Raw genomic sequence first — 18234 nt, forward strand, 5'->3', positions numbered from 1 at the left:
GTTTTGCATTTAAGCTAATACGGCATTGTATTTACATTTGATTAACCATTTCAATAGTGATTTATTCTTTTCGCATCCAAGCGCAACACCTCATACTCACTATCTATGATTATTTATGCACCAAGAAACGCAAATAGAGAAGCAATTTTTTATAAAAACCATGTATGACAATGGCTAGAAAGAAATGAGAAAAATGAATAGACCTCACCTAATTGGCAGAACGCATAGTTTTGCATTCGTCTTCTCAGATGGAAAATATGAAGAATTTGTTAAGAAAGGTGATCGCGATCAGATCGTTTTACGCGCGAGAAAGTTTGCGAGTAGTTCGTGGCCTTGTTCTGTCTTAATTGACTCAGGATGAAACTGTACCGCGTCAATTGGCAGGGTTTTATGCTGGTAGCCCATGATTTCATCCATGGTTCCGTCAGTCAGCTCTGTCCAAGCGGTCAATTCAAACACATCAGGTAACGTGCCGTTTTTCACCACCAGAGAGTGGTAACGGGTTACCGTCAATGGGTTGTTAAGGTTTTTAAACACACTGCGACCGTTGTGACGAATTGGTGATGTCTTGCCGTGCATCACTTGTCGAGCACGTACTACTTCCCCTCCAAACACCTGTGCAATCGCCTGATGACCAAGGCAAACGCCCAAGATTGGTAACTTACCGACAAAGTGCTCAATGGCTTGTAGAGAGATACCCGCTTCGTTAGGGGTACATGGCCCTGGAGAGATCACCAAATGAGTTGGGTTGAGCGCCTCAATGCCTTGGATATCGATTTCATCGTTACGCACCACCTTTACGTCTGCACCAAGCTCGCAGAAGTATTGGTAAAGGTTGTAGGTAAAAGAGTCGTAGTTATCGATGATCAACAACATAAAAGGTCGGTTGCTCCAATCCGTTTTGGCAATGCTTACGTAGTGAATCGCCACGTTCGTGACAATCAAGGGCGGTATTTTGCTATACCAAGCAAGAAAGGCAAGTTTTTGCTGAATAAAAAGGCCAGCATAGGCTGGCCTTTGGTCTTTACAGCTATGTAGGAACTGTTTGTCAGGAAATAAATTCGTTTAGCGGCGACGACGGAATAAGCCTAGACCTAGCAGCGCAATTAGCGCGCCAAAGCCAAATGAACCACCATCATCATCGTCTGATGGGTTCGTGCTCGACGGCTCCAGCGTAACATCGCGAGAGTCGCTGAACTTAACCGTGTTACCCGTAGAGTCTGTCACTTTCTCTTCTAGAACGTACTGACCTTCTGTTGGTGCTTTGTCGAACTCCACACTCACGCTACGAGCATCAATGTCCGCCTGTGTCAGAGTTGTACTCGCTTCGTAACCATCAGCATCAGAGGTTGACGACGCTGCTTGAGTTGCTTCCGTTAGGCTTACTGTCACGATGTCACCCACCACTGCGTTTGGCGGCAGACGTACTTCTACAGCCAGGTTGTCACCTGAACTTGGTAGTGTGATGTCCGTATCTGGGAAATCAATCGCGATGATCACTGGATCATGGTCAGACGCTGAGAATGCATCTTTGTACTTCGGCATATCACCTGTGTACTTGCTGCTGTATTCAAACAAGTTACTTTCTAGTGAGTTGATGTGCCAGTCTTCAATCGCCACCACTTTTTGCGCCAAGCTGTTGCTTGCTAATGCGTGGTCTAGGTTACCTAGCTCACCAGAGTAAGTGTATGAGAAAGTATCAGCACCATGCAGCACGGTATTCAGGTTGTGGTAACCGTAGCCTTTTTCAATTTTGGTCTTCTCTACTTGAAGTTCACCACCACCAATGGTTGTGTAAGCTGCAGTGTAGATATCACGGCCGTATTTCTCTTTCGAGTAATCAGTCAGTGTAAGCAGAGGATCTTCCATGCCGTAGGCGTTTAGGTCACCCATTACTAGCACATCACCTTCAATGCCTTTCAGAGCGTCACCCACAACGTTAGCAGCAGAAACACGGAAGTTGTTACAGTTACCTTGCAGATCCGCTGGCTCAGAGTCTTCTACGCCTGCGATCCACTCTTCAATACATTCAGAACCTTTCGATTTGAAGTGGTTAACAACAACAGATAGATCTTTACCTTTCTCTTTCACCGTGAAGGTTTGTAGCAAGCTATGACGTTGGTATTTGTCGTAAGCTGGGTTGCCTTCTGCATCGTCACCACGTGTAATGGTGTTTTCTTCGATGTGTTGCTCTGGCGTCACAATCACTTTCGCAGCTTCTTTTGGCGTCACTTCGTTTGCACGGTATAGGATCGCCACCATGATCGCATCACTACCAAAGTACTCATCTTGGTATTTGTCTTGATCCGCGATTTCAACATAAGTGTAATGATCTTCTGTGTCTTCGATTTCAGCATTCAATGCATCCACCAAGTTCTTCACAGCACTGCTGTCACCAAAGCCGTTGTTCTCGACTTCCATCAGACCAATGATGTCAGCGTCCATCTTGTTCATTGCCGCAACGATTTTCGCTTGTTGGATCAGGAACTCGTCTAGGTTAGTCGCACCACGGTTTTGTCCAGTTGGGTTTTCATGGCCACTGTCAGCCACAGAGTTGAAGTAGTTCAAGACGTTGAAGCTAGCGATACGCAAATCTGAATCCGCAATCGCAGGGGCATCTTTACGAGCCACGTCGAAACCTTCACCTGTAGTGACGAAGTTAGTGTTATCGACTTCATTAGTCGCAATCAGGCGGTACTCGTTGTAGCTATAAGCTACCACGCCCTGCAGACCTTCTACTCGCGAACCAAGGCGAATATGCTGTTCAGAAGAGCCATCTTGGTCTGCATCTTTAGCAAAATCTGGGTAGTAAGGAATTTGGCCGTTTGGTGCTTTGCCATCAGATTCTAGGTATACGCGGTTCGCTGCGTTGTCTTTTGCTAGCTCAACGGCTGCATCGCTCTCTGCTGCGTGTAATTGAGTCGGCTTAAACAATGGCGCTTCATGAGACAACATCATGTTGTTACGGCGAGAGTCGTAGTCGTAAGAGAAGTTACGAGTTACAAACAAGTCACTTGCCGAGGTTAGTTCAACTTGCATACCTTCATGACGCTCTAGCGCCTCACGCAGTGTCTCACCTTCTTTGATAACAAGATCGGTAACTCGAGTAATATCCGATGTGCCTGTTTTCACATAGCTGTTAGCATCAGAAGCTAGCTGAGTACTACTGTAGTACTCTTGAACTTTACCTTTCACACAAACAACGTCACCAGCTTTTAGTTCCGTGTCTGCCGCGTCGGTATGAATGAACAAGCCTTCTGAAGTCTTATCGTTGTTGTCACTTTCTAGTGCTTGTAGGTAGAAACCTTTGGTTAGGCCAGTGGTAACAGCAGTCACGACGCCCGTTACGAAATGATCTTCGTCAGTGATGTATGGGTAACCATCAATGAATGGAGACGTATCGCCTTCACCTTGAATATCTTGGATGGTAGTGAAGTTAGGTTGCTGACCGTCGACTTCACAAGCGAATGGTGCTGGTGGCTCAGTCGCATTTAGCTCACCAAGACCGTCAATGTTGTCTTTCTCAAATGCTGTCCACTGAGATGCATCATAGGTAGCAGAAGGGGTTAGTGCATCACTGTTACGAACCAATGTGGTGTCTTTACCAAAATCTACGTCCCCCATCACACCGATGATGTCGTGCACTTCACCATCTTTAAGCAGCGCGATCGGGTCGTCACCATTAAAGTTCGCTACGCTTTTATCTGTGATATCCGCGACAGCTTTGATGGCATCGCTCGCGTCACCATGCGCCAGTACATACACTTGGTTCGCTTGTAGCGTCACTTGGCTAAGATCGAGTGTGCTGCCCCAAGTACCGCCACCGTTTGATGATTTTGCCAGTTCATAGCCAGTTAGCGTTACCGCTGCATCACCCGTATTCGCGATTTCCACCGCCTTGTTGTAGGAACCGCCTTCAACATACTGGGAGAGAATAATTTCTGCGTTAGCGTTGGCACTAAGCGCGCTGGCAATCGTCAGTGCAAGTAAAGAGGGTTTGATTAACGTATCCATTGTCGTACCTGATATTTATTTAAATGCAAACTAAGCCCTGAGCAGAGCCCACCATTTGTGCCTACTATCAGGTTTATTTATGAAATAAATAAGAAACACCAGCAAAAGCCGTGAAATATATCACACGTGAATACGCAAAATTATGCCAGGGCTGCCCCTTTAAACAGCTTTTGTAACAAATACAGCAACTAAGGATATAAATATCAATAATTAGACTTATTACTCGGTTTTATAACACTCAATATGTTATGTGGATGTATATACCCAAGTAACCTCGAGATGCTAGGTTCAGCGAGAATGACTTGGTTTGTAGACGCGGCGGCGATTTAAAGATCTAGTCACTCTAAATCAAGAATCGACAACAAAGTATACAAGCCAAGACAGCTCGCCCTTCGGGAGCGTGTCATTGCCCCGATCTCTGCGTCAAACAACTTGGAAAGAGCTGGCTATTACGCGGCGTCGTTTTCCTTGACCTCGAATCAATGACAACGCTCTGAATCCTGCATCTTGAAGTCACTTGGGTATATACTATTTCTCTTACTATAGCGGTTGTGCACAGTTATAACCGCTCTTTAGCGATAACCTTCGTCTAGTATAAATAACAGGGCTGCGCCGCTTCGGTGACTGCCCCGTTTGTATTTCTGGCGTTAAACCACACGGAAGGATTGTAGTATTGACTTACGATGGTAAAATGTCGCCACTTTTATCCTTGACATTACAACGAGAGCCCTCTCGTTGCTCATTATCCCTAAGGAACTCAAATGACGGTTAAAACTCGTTTTGCTCCTAGCCCAACTGGCTACCTACACGTTGGTGGTGCTCGTACTGCACTTTACTCTTGGCTATACGCTAAAAACCAAGGTGGTGAATTCGTTCTACGTATCGAAGATACTGACCTTGAGCGTAACTCTCAGGAAGCGGTTGATGCGATCCTAGAAGGTATGGAATGGCTAGGTCTTGAGTGGAATGAAGGTCCTTACTTCCAAACTCAACGTTTTGATCGTTACAACGAGATGGTTGATAAGCTTCTAGAAGAAGACAAAGCATACAAATGTTACGCATCTAAAGAGCTGCTAGACGAAGTTCGTGCAGAGCAAGAAGCAAACAAAGAAATGCCTCGTTACGATGCTAACCATCCAAAGATCAAAGCGGCAAACGAAGCGGCAAAAGATGGCGATCCATGTGTTATCCGTTTCCGTAACCCGAAAGAAGGCAGCGTAGTATTTGATGACCAAATCCGTGGCCGTATCGAAATCAGCAACACACAAATGGATGATCTGATCATCCGTCGTACTGACGGTTCTCCAACGTACAACTTCTGTGTAGTGGTTGACGACTGGGATATGGGTATTACTCACGTTGTTCGTGGTGAAGACCACATCAACAACACGCCTCGTCAGATCAACATCTACGAAGCTCTGGGTGCGCCAGTACCAACATTCGCACACTGTGCAATGATCCTAGGTGATGACGGTGCGAAACTGTCTAAGCGTCACGGCGCTGTATCAGTAATGCAATACCGTGATATGGGCTACCTACCAGCTGCACTAAACAACTACCTAGTGCGTCTTGGTTGGTCTCATGGTGACCAAGAGATCTTCACTCAAGAAGAGATGATCAACCTATTTAGTCTAAACGCAGTTTCTAAGTCTGCGTCAGCATTCAACACTGACAAACTGCAATGGTTGAACAACCACTACATCAAGAACTCAGATCCAGCGTACGTTGCAGAGCACCTACAATGGCACCTAGATCAACAAAAACTAGACGTAACAAACGGCCCTGCTATCACTGAAGTGATCACGCTAGTGGGTGAGCGTTGCAACACGCTAGTTGAGCTAGCTGAGCAAATCCGTTACTTCTACGAAGACTTCGCTGAGTTTGAAGCGGGCGCGGCGAAGAAACACCTACGCGGCGTGGCTAAAGAGCCTCTAGAGCTTGCTCTAGCGAAAGCAGAAGCACTGACTGAGTGGACGACAGCGAACATCAAAGATGGCGTTATCGCAGCTGTATGTGAAGAGCTAGAGATCGGCATGGGCAAAATCGGTATGCCACTACGTGTAGCAGTAACAGGTGGCGGCCAGTCTCCTTCTGTAGATGCAGTAATGGAACTGATTGGCAAAGAGCGTTGTGTTGCACGCATCAAGATGGCACTTGAGTTCATCGCCGAGCGTGAAGCGAACGCATAATTGCTTGAATAATTAGTCAAAAAACCGCGGAAAATTCCGCGGTTTTTTGTATTTCATTCTGGAATAAAGAGGTAATTCGACATCATTTTTCCTTTCTTTGGGGAACTTTTTCATCAAAATGCTCAAAAATTGATAAGTTTTACTTATCCAAATATAACTTCTGCAAATGCATTTCTGCTTTTCCTATATGAAATATCTCTCTGAATTTAAAGCACAATCCATAAAGTTCCGTGATTGTTGTCTCATTAATGAGAAGTTGATTTGCTTTACCTATTCTTTTTTGAAACATCACGCAAACGTTTGCGTGTTTGTTGCTGCTCGCTTTAAGGTGCTCTAGATCACATTAAATCATGCTTTTCGATGACACTAAATTGACAATTTTGGGATTTGTCTCGGGATTTCTTGGAGTTATAGTGCTCGTCGTCAGTGAGGGAGCGATATGCACCACTGACCAGGAGACATACCGAAGTGACTTTTATGCAGATATGCAAACAGTCGGAAGTCACTTCGGTATCAAGCTCAAGGGAACTGAATAAAAGAATTGAAATACAACGTCAGTCAGTCGGGCGGCGCATTTCGTTACGAACAAGAGAACTTCTTTTAGAGGAATCAATAATGAAAAAACTAGCAGCGGTAATTTCAGCTTCTTTACTTATGGCTTCAGCAGCGCACGCAGAAGTATACGTGGGCGGTAAGATGGGTAAGTCTTGGATGGAAGACGCTTGTGTAGCTGGTCAAGCTTGTGACAAAGATGGCTCTACTCTAGGTGCTTTTGTTGGTTACGAAATGAATGACTACTTCTCAGTAGAAGCTGGTTTCGACAACCTAGGTGACTTTGACCAAACTTCTTTCGGTGGTCACGTAGAAGCAATCACTCTTGCTCCTAAGTTCAGCCTACCAATCACTGAAGACATCGCACTTTACGGTAAAGTGGGTGGTGCTTACCTAATGATGAACGACGGTAAAGACGACTACTCTTACCTAGGTGCTGCAGGTGTTGAATTCAACGTTAGCGAAAACGTAACAGCACGTGCGGAATACCAAACAATCACTGACATCAGCAACGATTCAGTTAAAGCAATGGGCAACTCTGCAACGCTAGGTGTTGCATTCAAGTTCGGCGGCAACGATGAAGTTGTTGTAGAAGAAGAGCCAATCGTTGAAGAAGTGGTTGTAGAAGAAGTTGCTCCAGTAGTAGTAACTAAGACTTTCGAAACTCAAACAATCGGTACTGGTAGCTTCGCACTAAACAGCACAACTCTTAAACCAGAGAGCGCTGCTAAACTAGACGACCTAGTAGCATTCCTAAACGAGTACCCACAAGCGAACGTTGATGTAATTGGTTACACAGATACTTCAGGCCCAGCAGCTTACAACCAAAAAGTTTCTGAAAAACGTGCTGAATCTGTAGCTCACGCTCTTGTAGAGAAAGGCATCGACGCAGATCGTATTCACGCTCGTGGCGAAGGTGAAAACAACCCAATCGCTTCAAACGAGACTCGTGAAGGCCGTGAACAGAACCGTCGTGTAGAAGTTGTTGTTCCTGAGTTTGAATACCAAGTTCAGCAATAAGCTCCTATCTGACCGTTAGAAGCCTTAAGCGCTGAATGCCCCAAAGAGTTCGCTCTTTGGGGCTTTTTTATATCTGTATTAGAAGTTTTAAAAAAGAATCAACATACATGCTATTTACAGTTTTGTATTTTATTACTTTAATTATCTATGAGTTTTGCTTACCCTTTTGGCTATTAATAAAACTATTATTTAGCACTATGTCTAAGAGCAATTTAATTACAAATACTGGACACCGCTTCATCTCAAAAGGCAAGACTGCCTTTAAGATCCATATTCATACACCGGACGATACGGTATTGCATCGCTCCGTGGGTTTTGTTCGCATTGGGGAAAAGAAAGGGATTAAGAAGGCCATCAAACTGCGTAACGAGCTTGGGCGAGAGATGTGGGGCAAGTTTTGGCGTCGTCTACTGAAAGACCCGTACCTGATGACAAGGCTGCCACACAGCGTTGAGCCTAAAATAGTCCATAAGCCAAATCCAACATTGGAAGACCCAGACAACCGCGACACCTGCTATATCGCAAAATGGCGTGAGTTTAATGACGCGGGCGAATACAAGTACAAAACGGTCGTGCGGTCTATCAACAAGTACGGCAAGCTTGCCGCTTATATGCAAACCAAAAAAGCCTTGCTTGATGCGCACAAAGACAACCTCGAAATCTTGACTTTTATGGGGCGTCTCAACAGCATTGATCTTAAGTAGTTTTGTTCAGGCGCTTTTAGCAAGCGCGCTTTACCTAAATAGCAGACATAAAAAAGCCTTAGCTAATTTTTTAGCTAAGGCTTTGATTTATATGGCGCCCCCAGTAGGATTCGAACCTACGACCTGTCCCTTAGGAGGGGACTGCGCTATCCAGCTGTGCCATGGGGGCGTAATCAAATAAGATGCGTTACCTATGATATTCAAAAGTAGGCATATCGCAAGGCATTATACGCATTGCTAAAGCATCTTGTTCATTACGTCGCCAATCTGCACGCTAGACGCTAGATTTGGCTGTTCAATCGTCAGTTCCGCTTCGTGTTCGTAGACACGAGTCACCCTCAGGGTAATATCGCTCTGAGAGACCTTATTACGTGGTAGGCCGTTTTGGTCAATGAATGACGCGGTGTGCCACAATTGCAGCTGGTCACCCTCTTGTACGCCGTGCATACGGCCAAGATCCATGGTCACCGTGTTACCAAACACCGCCACCACTTCTGGCAGGGTGATTTTACAAGACAGTTCCGATTCCAAATCCAACATAATATTGCGGCTAACGCGCAGCATCATCTCACCGTAAGTTGATGCCCAGAAGCGTGCACTGCGGGTATCAACTTGGCTGGTTTTAGCAAAAGGCCAACGCGCCACTTCGCGGTAGTTCTTGTGGTAAACCTCGTGCCCCGTTTTGCCGTCAAAGACCTTCATCTCCATGGCAAACTGGCGGTTAATAACGTCGTCTTTCAATAATTTCGCATCAATGGTAGCGGTTAAGTCGGTGATGACACCACCGATGATGTACTGCGCGCCATTGTCTTGCGCAATCATCTTAGTGCGCTCTGGGTAATTGGCGCTGATGGAGTAGTCTGTGGTGCCGACCGAGACAAAACTGCGCGAGGTTTGATCTAATTGGCGATTGACCACGTGGCTAAAGTCATCACCCACACTGTAGATCTGGCCCATAACCGCTTGTTGAGGAGAGGCGACATCGATATTACCGACCAATACGGTCTTCTTGTATTGATCCACGTGGCAACCCGTTGCCGATGGATAAATGTCCACTCGGATCCTCATTTCCATTTTGCCGCTGCGTTTACGCTCTGACTCGACCAAGATGTAACGCACTTCGTGGTTCGTGAACTGGTACTCTTTGCGGTTTTCTTCCAGCAAAGGCATCAAGTTGCTGATGCTGCCGATGTCAGCGCCCGAAAAGTTGACGGCCTTGAAGAGTGCGTCTTCTAACGCGTGCAGCCTTGCCGCTTCTTCTGAGGAAACGATCGTGGCAACGCCTGTCACTTCATACCAAGATGCAACTGCTCGAAATGGCATCATCAATATAAAAGTGACTGATATTAGGCTAAAAAATATTTTTTTCATTGTTAGTAACCGTTCGGGTATAAATATTGCTTTACCAATTTCAGTGAAGTTTGGTGGGCTTTTATTTCGTTCGACAAACAGAAGAAAAGCAAGGACTGTTCCAAGATTACGTTTTATTGAAATGAAGTCGCGAAAGAGCAGTCACACCTAAGATTATCTGGAGAATCAAACCATGAAAAGATGGCTTGTTGCCGCATCGATGATGACGCTTTTAACATCGTGCGCCTACTCACCAATTTACAATGGTAAAGAACCGTATTCAGGCAGCCAATTCATGCTGATGGACAGCCCTCGTCATACGATGGACTATTTCATTGAGAGCATGACGGAAGAGCTGATGGTTTCGAACGTTGCAGTATCGTCGCGTACACCGATTGCGATTACTTCTTTTGTCGATCTGCAAAACATGGATGCAACCAACTGGCTTGGTAACTCGGTATCGGAAGGGTTTATTCACCAATTCCAACGCCGTGGCTTTAAAGTCGTGGATTTCAAAACCACAGGTTCAATCCAAGTGACTCAGCAAGGCGATTTCGCACTGAGCCGTGATTGGCAAGATCTGGCACAAGAGCAAGAAATCCAGTACGTGCTGACAGGCACTATGCTTCGCCAAGAGGGTGGTGTGTTAGTGAATGCACGCGTAGTCGGTATGCAAAGCCGCATCGTCGTTGCAACGGCACAAGGCTTCTTGCCTGCGGACCGCATTGGCCGTGATTTAGATACGCTAAACAGTATCCGTACCCAGGATGGTGTGCTTATTCGTTCTGACCCAACTATTCGTCAGCCTTACACTGTGATTCTCCGCCCGTAGGAAACCGACATGAAGAAGTTATTATTTATTATCGCGACATTGGTGCTGGTGGGTTGTCAGCCTTTGCAGCAGATGCGCCAAGATGAGATTTTGGTGGCGGTGGGTTACGCAAGCGTGAGTGAGCAAACTGGCCGTACTGTTGAAGAGAAGCGCGTTCGTGCGATGCGTGCATCTAAGATTGATGCGTACCGTGAACTTGCTGAGCAAGTGTATGGTATGCGAGTGAGCGGCCGTGCGGAACTTGCCGACCAGCGCTTAGGCATTGAAAGTACAACAGGTGCCGTTGACGGTGTGATTCGTGGCGCTGAGGTTGTGCGCAGTTACTTAGTCGAAGACAGCTATGTCACTGAGTTACGTTTGGATATCCGTAAGATGGATAAACTGCGTGATTACGGTGAAGTGCAACAGGTGCCTGAGAAGCGTCAGCAGACCTTGTTCTAATACAACTTCACAAACAGATAATCGACTTGAGCGGCGGATTGGCAACAATCGGTCGCTTTTTTATGTGCGTTAGTTTTACGTGTGTCAGCTATTGGATGCTGTTTGGCTATGCTTAGAGGAATAGAAGCTCAGAGGAATAGAGCAGTTGGCTACAAGATAACGTCGATAGGGTAGTCGTGGGATTGATTCAAAGAGTTAGGCTTTGATGTTAGTGCCTAGCGTTGAAATGGTATGAGTTTTGCCGCCGGCATTGTAGGTCATGCCGACCTTACCGTGGGTACGCTGAAGCATGTTGTTAAGTTTATTGAAGCTGGATTGGGCACGATTGAGCGACTCACCGTTCATTTGGTTTACTTGCTGACAATCGAGAATGATGGATTGGATCTGTGCGACAACCTGACTTAGGCTTTCGTCTTCGGTAAGTTGATTGACGTGCGGGTGAGAGGCGATTCGCTGGTCAGTGGTTCTCAATTGACCAATGAGTGTCATCTTTTCTTTGGCAAGTTTCTCGATCTCAGTAGATACACGTGCGCTGATCGCCTGTGTTTCTTGACGTAACACTCCAGAAAGTGCTTTTGCATTTTCTAGCTGGAAGTTAACAAGATCGACTAATGCTGCCATGAATTCTTACCTTGGGCCTAAGTCAGTTAGCTTTTGCCTTGCAATTCGTTTTCAAACTTGATCATGTTGTCCGCCAGTTTCTCTGGATCAACTTTGTATGAACCGTTTGCAATTGCTTCTTTGATTGCCGCCACTTTTGCGCTGTCATAAGCCGGAGAAGCTGCCATATCCTTCTGGAGTTTGCTGACTGCTTTGCCTTGTTGGCTTAGTGATACCGCGTCTTGTTGTGCTGGCGCTTTTTTCGATTCTGTAGTGCTAGTAGCACTAGAATCCGTTCGTGCAGGTGCGCGACTTGTCGTCGTCATCATCTGACCTGAACGTATATTATCTATACCTGCCATGTTTCAACCTTAAACTCGTATCGTAATACTGGTATCCAGACTATCGACCAAGGGCAAAATAACTTTAGTGATTTTTTGCATTTTTATTGATCGATTTGCCGTGCATCAACCGACCCTAGAAGGTGATGGTGATTTCCGCAATGCCTGTCACAATTCCTTCTATTATACGTTGGGACTTATCATTTTTCACTCTTACTTGATCTCCAGCGGATCCATCCTGTAATGCCGTGCCCTGCGTGGTGATCGTCATACCAGATTTTACTGCTTTGATCGTGACTTTCTCATTGCGGCATACCACGCAGACATCATTGCGTTCTACAACATCACCAAGGCGAACGTTACGTTTTAGCTTTGAACCGATCACTTGATCAATATTGCTAAAACCATCTTTACGAAAGCGCTGTAATTCGATCATTGAAGTCGTCACATCAGAAGCGCTGATGATCTCACCACGGCCGAGTTGACGTGTTGAAACGATCATCGGAACCGATGCTGAGATCCTCACAGGAACATAAACCTTCCAGTCATCGACGGGGCATTCAACCAATACGTTGATGTTACTGCGTGTGCTACTGGTTGAAGATGCAGCTGTATCAAGGGGCTCTGGGCAATCGGTGGCTTTGATACGTGGATCAATATTTGCCGCATTGACGGACAAATTTCCTCCCGCTGGTTGCTCTACCGTGCTAAGAATGTGCTGCTCGGCGGCGGTTCGGATTTGCTCGATCTGACTTTCCGTTGCTGAATGAACAAAAAAGCTAAACATACTGAGCAAAATGCCGATAGACTTAGCGTACTTTGTAAATAACGCTCTACATATTGTCATAGTAAATGGTGTTGAATTCATATTATGATGCGCCATACTGTTTCTCTGGTATTATGCCTGCCAGTCGTAGAGTATCATTTAAAAACAAAAAGTTTGAGATGGAGATGAGCATATGACGGGGATTCTTGACTCGGTGAATCAGCGTACGCAACTCGTCGGCCAAAACCGATTGGAACTACTCACTTTTCGGTTGATGGGACGACAGCGCTACGGCATTAACGTATTCAAAGTAAAAGAAGTACTACAGTGCCCTAAGCTGACTTCGATGCCAAACCTACACCCGCTAGTGAAAGGTGTCGCTCATATCCGTGGCCATACCGTGTCAGTGATTGACTTAAGTTTGGCAATCGGTGGCCGTCCAACGACAGATATCGATAAATGTTTTGTTGTGATTGCTGAATTCAACCGTACTATCCAAGCGTTTTTGGTGTCTTCGGTTGAGCGCATTATTAACATGCACTGGGAAGCGATTTTGCCGCCGCCTGATGGTGCTGGTAAAGCGCACTACCTAACAGCGGTAACAAACATCGACAACGAGCTAGTGGAAATTCTGGACGTTGAGAAAATCTTGGCAGAGATTGCACCAGTAGACGAAACCATGGATTCAAGCATCGGCGAAGAGATCGCTGTTGCTGAACAAGAGAAGCCAATCGTGCGTCGCGTATTGATCGCAGATGACTCGACGGTAGCGCGTAAACAGGTTGAGCGTGCAATTACTTCAATCGGTTTTGAAGTTGTCTCTGTGAAAGATGGTAAAGAAGCGTACAATAAGCTGCTTGAAATGGCACAAGAAGGTAGCATCTACGATCAGATCTCTTTGGTCATTTCAGATATCGAAATGCCAGAGATGGATGGCTACACACTAACGGCCGAAATTCGCCGAAATGCAGATTTGAAGAACCTTTATGTTATCCTGCACTCCTCATTGAGTGGCGTCTTCAACCAAGCAATGGTTGAGCGCGTAGGTGCAAACACCTTCATTGCGAAATTTAACCCAGATGAATTGGGTAACGCGGTTAAATCTGCATTAACACAATAAAAGAGACATTAATGACTGCTATTACAATCAGTGATCAAGAGTATCGTGACTTTAGCCGTTTTCTAGAATCACAATGTGGCATCGTATTAGGTGACAGTAAACAATACCTAGTGCGCAGCCGACTGAGCCCGCTTGTGACAAAGTTCAAGCTGGCGTCGCTGTCGGATTTGCTACGTGATGTCGTGACTGGCCGCAATCGTGAACTACGCATTGCCGCTGTTGATGCGATGACGACTAACGAAACATTGTGGTTCCGAGATACTTATCCGTTCACGGTATTAGCTGACAAACTGTTGCCGGAGATGGCGGCAAACAAGCGACCAATCAAAATTTGGTCGGCTGCGAGCTCTTCAGGCCAAGAACCTTACTCAATGGCAATGACCATTCTGGAAACGCAGCAGCGTAAGCCAGGTCTATTGCCAAGCGTGTCGATCACCGCGACGGATATTTCAGCAAGTATGTTGGATATGTGCCGTGCGGGTGTTTACGATAATCTTGCCTTGGGTCGTGGTCTTTCGCCTGAGCGTCGTCGCACTTTCTTTGAAGATGCAGGCGATGGCCGCATGAAAGTGAAAGACAACGTAAAACGCCTAGTGAACTTCCGTCCACAAAACCTGATGGAGAGCTACGCGTTAATGGGTAAGTTCGACATCATTTTCTGTCGTAACGTACTGATTTACTTCTCACCAGAGATGAAGTCGAAAGTACTGAACCAAATGGCAAACAGCCTAAACCCAGGCGGTTACCTACTGCTGGGTGCGTCAGAATCACTGACGGGTTTGACAGACAAATTTGAAATGGTGCGCTGCAACCCAGGTATTATTTACAAGTTAAAGTAGCGACAAGCTAAAATAGCGGACTCTTTTAACCACTTCAAAAGCCTGACCTTTGTGTCAGGCTTTTCTTTTTTCTCCCACTTTTCTCGTTTCATTCTTGCTTCCTTTTTCTCCCTCTCTGCTGTAAAAGCCAGCGTCATTTTTGCCTATGGGCAGGCATCGGGTGTATATTTTTTAGTGAGCCGAGCTGATTACTTGGCTCGATATGACATTTCATCAATCACTTTGGCTTGCTTATTGCAATCCATTACCTCGATAACTGAAGCGGCAAAACGGCATGTTCTATTTTTGGCACGCTAATTGCTCTTTAGTTATTAATAACGGTCAGTTCTTAATGTAGAGGCAAACATGGCTATATCTTTTGACAACGCACTAGGCATCCACCAATACACGGTGGGCGTACGTGAGCGCAACGCGGAGGTGATTTCCACCAACATCGCGCAAGCTAACACGCCTGGCTACAAATCAAGAGGTTTAGACTTTGCTAAGGAATTGCAGGCGGCAACATCCGGGGCAAGCATTGGTCTTAGCCGCACAGATGGTCGGCACATTCCTGCCACTACAACCTTGGTCGGGGACAAGCTATATCGTCTTCCTACGCAACCAGATACGGGTGATGGCAACACGGTAGATTTGGATTTAGAGCGTAACTTGTTTATGCAAAACCAAATCAGACACCAAGCATCACTCGACTTTCTAGGCAGCAAATTCAAGAACTTAACCAAAGCAATCAAAGGGGAATAATTTAGATGAGCTTATTTAACGTTTTCAATGTGACAGGTTCCGCAATGAGCGCTGAATCCGTTCGTCTGAATACTACCTCAAGCAACTTGGCGAACGCCGACAGTGTCAGCAGCTCTGCGAAAGACACTTACAAAGCGCGTCATGCTGTATTTGGTGCTGAGTTAAGTAACGCCATGCGTGGCGGTGATACGGTGCCAGTGAAAGTGATGGGTATTGTAGAAAGCGATAAACCGCTGAATGCGGAGTACAACCCAGACCATCCCCTTGCAAACGACGAAGGCTACATCTACAAGCCTAACGTGAATGTAATGGAAGAAATGGCAAACATGATTTCGGCTTCTCGCGCATACCAAACCAATGTGCAAGTAGCGGATTCTAGTAAACAAATGCTGCTGCGTACGCTGCAGATGGGTCAATAAGGATAAGGGGGTAGCGTATGGCCGGAATTAACAACGTTGGTCAAAGCGGCTTGTCCTATATCGACCAGCTTAAAAGCCTACAAGAGAACAAGAAGACTGAAGAGAGCACGGGTAAGCAGGACCTGAAACAGGAAGACTTCCTATCTTTGCTCACCAAGCAATTGTCTCAGCAGGACCCTTTTAAGCCGGTAGGTAATGACCAGATGATTGCGCAAATGGCGTCATTTGCGACCGTAGATGGCATCGGCAAGATGAACTCTCAGTTCGAGAGTTTGAACTCGTCAATGACATCAAACCAAGCGTTACAAGCTTCCTCTTTGGTTGGTCGTGACGTATTGGTCCCAGGCGCGGCGGGTGTAAAGCAAGACAATGCAACAATGGCGGCAATGGTTAAGCTTGCACAACCTCTCGACAACCTGTTTGTTCGAGTGGAAAACGAAGCGGGCCAATTGGTGCGTACTTTTGAGGTAGGTGCGAAACCAGCCGGCGACACTCGTGTGCTTTGGGACGGTAATGATGAAAACGGAAATCCAATGCCTGCTGGCAAATACAATGTGAAAGCGTCTGGCTTGGTAGATGGGGAGTCGCAAGAGTTCCCAGTGTCTACTTACGCAAACGTGAACAGTGTATTGCTAGGTAAGGGCGACGGAAACGTATTACTCAATCTGGCAGGTTTTGAATCGCCAGTTCGACTTGCAGAAGTATTGGAAGTCGGCAAAGCGTAATTCAATAGCGCGTCAGGTTAGGAGATTTTGGAATGTCATATGTATCTTTAAGCGGTTTGTCCTCCGCTCAACTGGATTTGAACACCACCAGTAACAACATTGCGAACGCCAACACGTACGGCTTTAAAGAGTCTCGTGCGGAATTCAGCGATGTGTACTCAAACTCTTTGTTCACTAACGCAAAAACCACTCCGGGTGGCGGTGCACAAGCGAACCAAGTGGCGCAACAGTTTCACGAAGGTTCAAGCATTTACACCAACAACCCAATGGACTTGCGTGTGTCGGGTACAGGTTTCTTCGCAGTAGCGAAAGATCGCCTTATCCCACAGCAAAATGAAATGACACGTAACGGTGCGTTCCATTTGAACAAAGAAAGCTACATGGTAACAGCGAACGATGAGTTCCTACTTGGTTACCAAGTAAACCCTGAGTCTGGTGAGGTTTCGTCTTACGAGCCACAACCAATCAATATCCCTGCAGAATTTGGTAAGCCAAAGCAAACAGCGAACATTGAAGTGGGTGTGAACTTACCGGCTAATGGTGATTTGAAAGATCCAACTCAGTTTGATTTCTCAGATCCAGATACATACAACCGTTCGACTTCTTCAACGATTTATGACTCGATGGGTCAGTCTTACAAGCTAACGACTTACTACTTGAAAGACCAAACTCAGCCGAACACGTGGCAAACTTACTACACAGTGACAGACAAAGGCGGCGAGAAGCCATTGAACGTTGCTAACGGTGATGCAGCAACGCCAACGGGTCACGTTGGTCACACGATGAAGTTCAACAACGATGGTACGTTGGCAAGCCTAAACAACGGTCAGCCAATCACATCGGTAGCGTTGGGCGATCCTGCGACAAACACTAGCCCAGTGGATTTAAACGGCGCGGATCCTGCGCAAACACTTAACTTTGGTTTAGGCTCAGCGACTCAGTTTGCTGCACCATTTGAACTGACTAAGTTCGATGAAGATGGCGCAACAACGGGTTTCCTGACTAAAGTAGACTTTGATGAAAACGGCAGCGTACTGGGTACTTACTCAAACGGTGAAAACGTAACATTGGGTCGTGTGGCGCTAGTGCGTGTTCCAAACGAGCAAGGTCTGGATAAGAAAGGCGGCACTCAATGGGATTCAACTCAGTTCTCTGGTGACAAGATTTGGGGTGAATCAAACAAAGGCTCTTTCGGTACTATCAACAACGGTATGCTAGAGCAATCAAACATTGATATGACTCAGGAGCTGGTGGATCTGATCTCTGCTCAGCGTAACTTCCAAGCGAACTCACGTGCGCTAGAAGTACACAACCAGCTACAACAAAATATCCTGCAGATTCGCTAGAGCGCTGGTTAGATACCTCTCTCATCTGCTTAATCAAACGCTGCATGCACTTGCCGTATCGTTTGATGACATCATGACATTCATCTGGTGCTCAACCTGAAAATACCTCAGTTCAGGTTGGGCATGCTTTGATCTCTGGCTTGCCGCTGTTGCCGCTAGGCGGATCAAAACATTGCCTCTCTCTTGGCTGATTCATCCTGAATTGCCATCTGAAAACTCTCAATTTATATTCAAG

17 protein-coding genes and 1 tRNA gene are annotated in these 18234 nt (G+C 46.1%); 11 read left to right on the forward strand and 7 right to left on the reverse strand.

What is annotated here, in order from left to right:
* Window positions 1–288: 288 nt before the first annotated feature.
* Both KIV40_RS08140 and KIV40_RS08145 read right to left on the reverse strand, forming a co-directional pair.
* Window positions 289–876 carry an aminodeoxychorismate/anthranilate synthase component II gene (locus KIV40_RS08140; protein WP_012126466.1) on the reverse strand — a complete coding sequence of 196 codons (588 nt, stop codon included), beginning with the start codon at window positions 874–876 and terminating at the stop codon, window positions 289–291.
* A gap of 189 nt (window positions 877–1065) precedes the next feature.
* Entirely contained in the window at window positions 1066–4014 is a 2949-nt protein-coding gene (locus KIV40_RS08145) for an ExeM/NucH family extracellular endonuclease (protein WP_285348639.1), read from the reverse strand.
* Between the two features lie 761 nt (window positions 4015–4775).
* Here KIV40_RS08145 and gltX point away from each other — a divergent pair.
* The 3 genes from gltX to KIV40_RS08160 all read left to right on the forward strand — a co-directional run bounded on the left by gltX (window position 4776) and on the right by KIV40_RS08160 (window position 8479).
* Complete coding sequence (gene gltX, locus KIV40_RS08150) at window positions 4776–6203, forward strand: glutamate--tRNA ligase (protein ID WP_045377576.1); 1428 nt, start codon at window positions 4776–4778, stop codon at window positions 6201–6203.
* Window positions 6204–6818: 615 nt separating this feature from the next.
* Window positions 6819–7775 carry an OmpA family protein gene (locus KIV40_RS08155; RefSeq protein WP_103413490.1) on the forward strand — a complete coding sequence of 319 codons (957 nt, stop codon included), beginning with the start codon at window positions 6819–6821 and terminating at the stop codon, window positions 7773–7775.
* Between the two features lie 197 nt (window positions 7776–7972).
* Window positions 7973–8479, forward strand: a complete 507-nt coding sequence (locus KIV40_RS08160; RefSeq protein ID WP_181145857.1) for a Fe3+-citrate ABC transporter substrate-binding protein — start codon at window positions 7973–7975, stop codon at window positions 8477–8479.
* 92 nt (window positions 8480–8571) lie between these two features.
* Here the strand turns inward: KIV40_RS08160 and KIV40_RS08165 are convergent.
* Both KIV40_RS08165 and KIV40_RS08170 read right to left on the reverse strand, forming a co-directional pair.
* Window positions 8572–8648 (reverse strand) — tRNA-Arg (locus KIV40_RS08165).
* Window positions 8649–8716: 68 nt separating this feature from the next.
* Entirely contained in the window at window positions 8717–9850 is a 1134-nt protein-coding gene (locus KIV40_RS08170; protein ID WP_005425597.1) for a flagellar assembly protein FlgT, read from the reverse strand.
* Between the two features lie 172 nt (window positions 9851–10022).
* Here KIV40_RS08170 and KIV40_RS08175 point away from each other — a divergent pair, with 172 nt between their 5' ends.
* Together KIV40_RS08175 and flgP are read left to right on the forward strand one after the other, a co-directional pair.
* Entirely contained in the window at window positions 10023–10661 is a 639-nt protein-coding gene (locus KIV40_RS08175) for a FlgO family outer membrane protein (RefSeq protein ID WP_005425606.1), read from the forward strand.
* A 9-nt stretch (window positions 10662–10670) separates the two neighbouring features.
* Window positions 10671–11102: a flagellar assembly lipoprotein FlgP gene (flgP, locus tag KIV40_RS08180; protein WP_005425609.1), complete on the forward strand. Its 432-nt coding sequence runs from the start codon at window positions 10671–10673 to the stop codon at window positions 11100–11102.
* Between the two features lie 195 nt (window positions 11103–11297).
* Here flgP and KIV40_RS08185 read toward each other — a convergent pair whose 3' ends face one another.
* The 3 genes from KIV40_RS08185 to flgA all read right to left on the reverse strand — a co-directional run bounded on the left by KIV40_RS08185 (window position 11298) and on the right by flgA (window position 12926).
* Window positions 11298–11723: a flagella synthesis protein FlgN gene (locus tag KIV40_RS08185; protein ID WP_005425634.1), complete on the reverse strand. Its 426-nt coding sequence runs from the start codon at window positions 11721–11723 to the stop codon at window positions 11298–11300.
* A gap of 26 nt (window positions 11724–11749) precedes the next feature.
* Window positions 11750–12064: a flagellar biosynthesis anti-sigma factor FlgM gene (gene flgM, locus KIV40_RS08190; RefSeq protein WP_005425628.1), complete on the reverse strand. Its 315-nt coding sequence runs from the start codon at window positions 12062–12064 to the stop codon at window positions 11750–11752.
* Window positions 12065–12179: 115 nt separating this feature from the next.
* Window positions 12180–12926, reverse strand: coding sequence for a flagellar basal body P-ring formation chaperone FlgA (gene flgA / locus KIV40_RS08195; RefSeq protein ID WP_285348641.1), 747 nt, complete (start codon window positions 12924–12926; stop codon window positions 12180–12182).
* Window positions 12927–13002: 76 nt separating this feature from the next.
* On the opposite strand from flgA, the gene KIV40_RS08200 reads away from it, so the two are divergent.
* From KIV40_RS08200 to flgE, 6 genes are all read left to right on the forward strand, one after another.
* A complete protein-coding gene (locus KIV40_RS08200) occupies window positions 13003–13929 on the forward strand; it encodes a chemotaxis protein CheV (protein WP_005425637.1) in 927 nt (308 codons plus the stop codon).
* 11 nt (window positions 13930–13940) lie between these two features.
* Complete coding sequence (locus tag KIV40_RS08205; protein ID WP_005438646.1) at window positions 13941–14768, forward strand: protein-glutamate O-methyltransferase; 828 nt, start codon at window positions 13941–13943, stop codon at window positions 14766–14768.
* Between the two features lie 345 nt (window positions 14769–15113).
* Window positions 15114–15509 carry a flagellar basal body rod protein FlgB gene (gene flgB, locus KIV40_RS08210; protein ID WP_005425594.1) on the forward strand — a complete coding sequence of 132 codons (396 nt, stop codon included), beginning with the start codon at window positions 15114–15116 and terminating at the stop codon, window positions 15507–15509.
* A 5-nt stretch (window positions 15510–15514) separates the two neighbouring features.
* Window positions 15515–15928, forward strand: a complete 414-nt coding sequence (gene flgC / locus KIV40_RS08215; RefSeq protein WP_005425613.1) for a flagellar basal body rod protein FlgC — start codon at window positions 15515–15517, stop codon at window positions 15926–15928.
* A 17-nt stretch (window positions 15929–15945) separates the two neighbouring features.
* Entirely contained in the window at window positions 15946–16653 is a 708-nt protein-coding gene (gene flgD / locus KIV40_RS08220; RefSeq protein WP_005425626.1) for a flagellar hook assembly protein FlgD, read from the forward strand.
* A 32-nt stretch (window positions 16654–16685) separates the two neighbouring features.
* Window positions 16686–17999 carry a flagellar hook protein FlgE gene (flgE, locus tag KIV40_RS08225; RefSeq protein WP_285348642.1) on the forward strand — a complete coding sequence of 438 codons (1314 nt, stop codon included), beginning with the start codon at window positions 16686–16688 and terminating at the stop codon, window positions 17997–17999.
* Window positions 18000–18234 lie beyond the last annotated feature (235 nt).

This window comes from Vibrio sp. D173a (assembly GCF_030248475.1).

Bases quoted from the DNA above. Each gene is read 5' to 3' on its own strand.
- KIV40_RS08140 (WP_012126466.1), bottom strand. From the start codon at position 876: ATGTTGTTGATCATCGATAACTACGACTCTTTTACCTACAACCTTTAC.
- KIV40_RS08145 (WP_285348639.1), bottom strand. From the start codon at position 4,014: ATGGATACGTTAATCAAACCCTCTTTACTTGCACTGACGATTGCCAGC.
- gltX (WP_045377576.1), top strand. From the start codon at position 4,776: ATGACGGTTAAAACTCGTTTTGCTCCTAGCCCAACTGGCTACCTACAC.
- KIV40_RS08155 (WP_103413490.1), top strand. From the start codon at position 6,819: ATGAAAAAACTAGCAGCGGTAATTTCAGCTTCTTTACTTATGGCTTCA.
- KIV40_RS08160 (WP_181145857.1), top strand. From the start codon at position 7,973: ATGTCTAAGAGCAATTTAATTACAAATACTGGACACCGCTTCATCTCA.
- KIV40_RS08170 (WP_005425597.1), bottom strand. From the start codon at position 9,850: ATGAAAAAAATATTTTTTAGCCTAATATCAGTCACTTTTATATTGATG.
- KIV40_RS08175 (WP_005425606.1), top strand. From the start codon at position 10,023: ATGAAAAGATGGCTTGTTGCCGCATCGATGATGACGCTTTTAACATCG.
- flgP (WP_005425609.1), top strand. From the start codon at position 10,671: ATGAAGAAGTTATTATTTATTATCGCGACATTGGTGCTGGTGGGTTGT.
- KIV40_RS08185 (WP_005425634.1), bottom strand. From the start codon at position 11,723: ATGGCAGCATTAGTCGATCTTGTTAACTTCCAGCTAGAAAATGCAAAA.
- flgM (WP_005425628.1), bottom strand. From the start codon at position 12,064: ATGGCAGGTATAGATAATATACGTTCAGGTCAGATGATGACGACGACA.
- flgA (WP_285348641.1), bottom strand. From the start codon at position 12,926: ATGGCGCATCATAATATGAATTCAACACCATTTACTATGACAATATGT.
- KIV40_RS08200 (WP_005425637.1), top strand. From the start codon at position 13,003: ATGACGGGGATTCTTGACTCGGTGAATCAGCGTACGCAACTCGTCGGC.
- KIV40_RS08205 (WP_005438646.1), top strand. From the start codon at position 13,941: ATGACTGCTATTACAATCAGTGATCAAGAGTATCGTGACTTTAGCCGT.
- flgB (WP_005425594.1), top strand. From the start codon at position 15,114: ATGGCTATATCTTTTGACAACGCACTAGGCATCCACCAATACACGGTG.
- flgC (WP_005425613.1), top strand. From the start codon at position 15,515: ATGAGCTTATTTAACGTTTTCAATGTGACAGGTTCCGCAATGAGCGCT.
- flgD (WP_005425626.1), top strand. From the start codon at position 15,946: ATGGCCGGAATTAACAACGTTGGTCAAAGCGGCTTGTCCTATATCGAC.
- flgE (WP_285348642.1), top strand. From the start codon at position 16,686: ATGTCATATGTATCTTTAAGCGGTTTGTCCTCCGCTCAACTGGATTTG.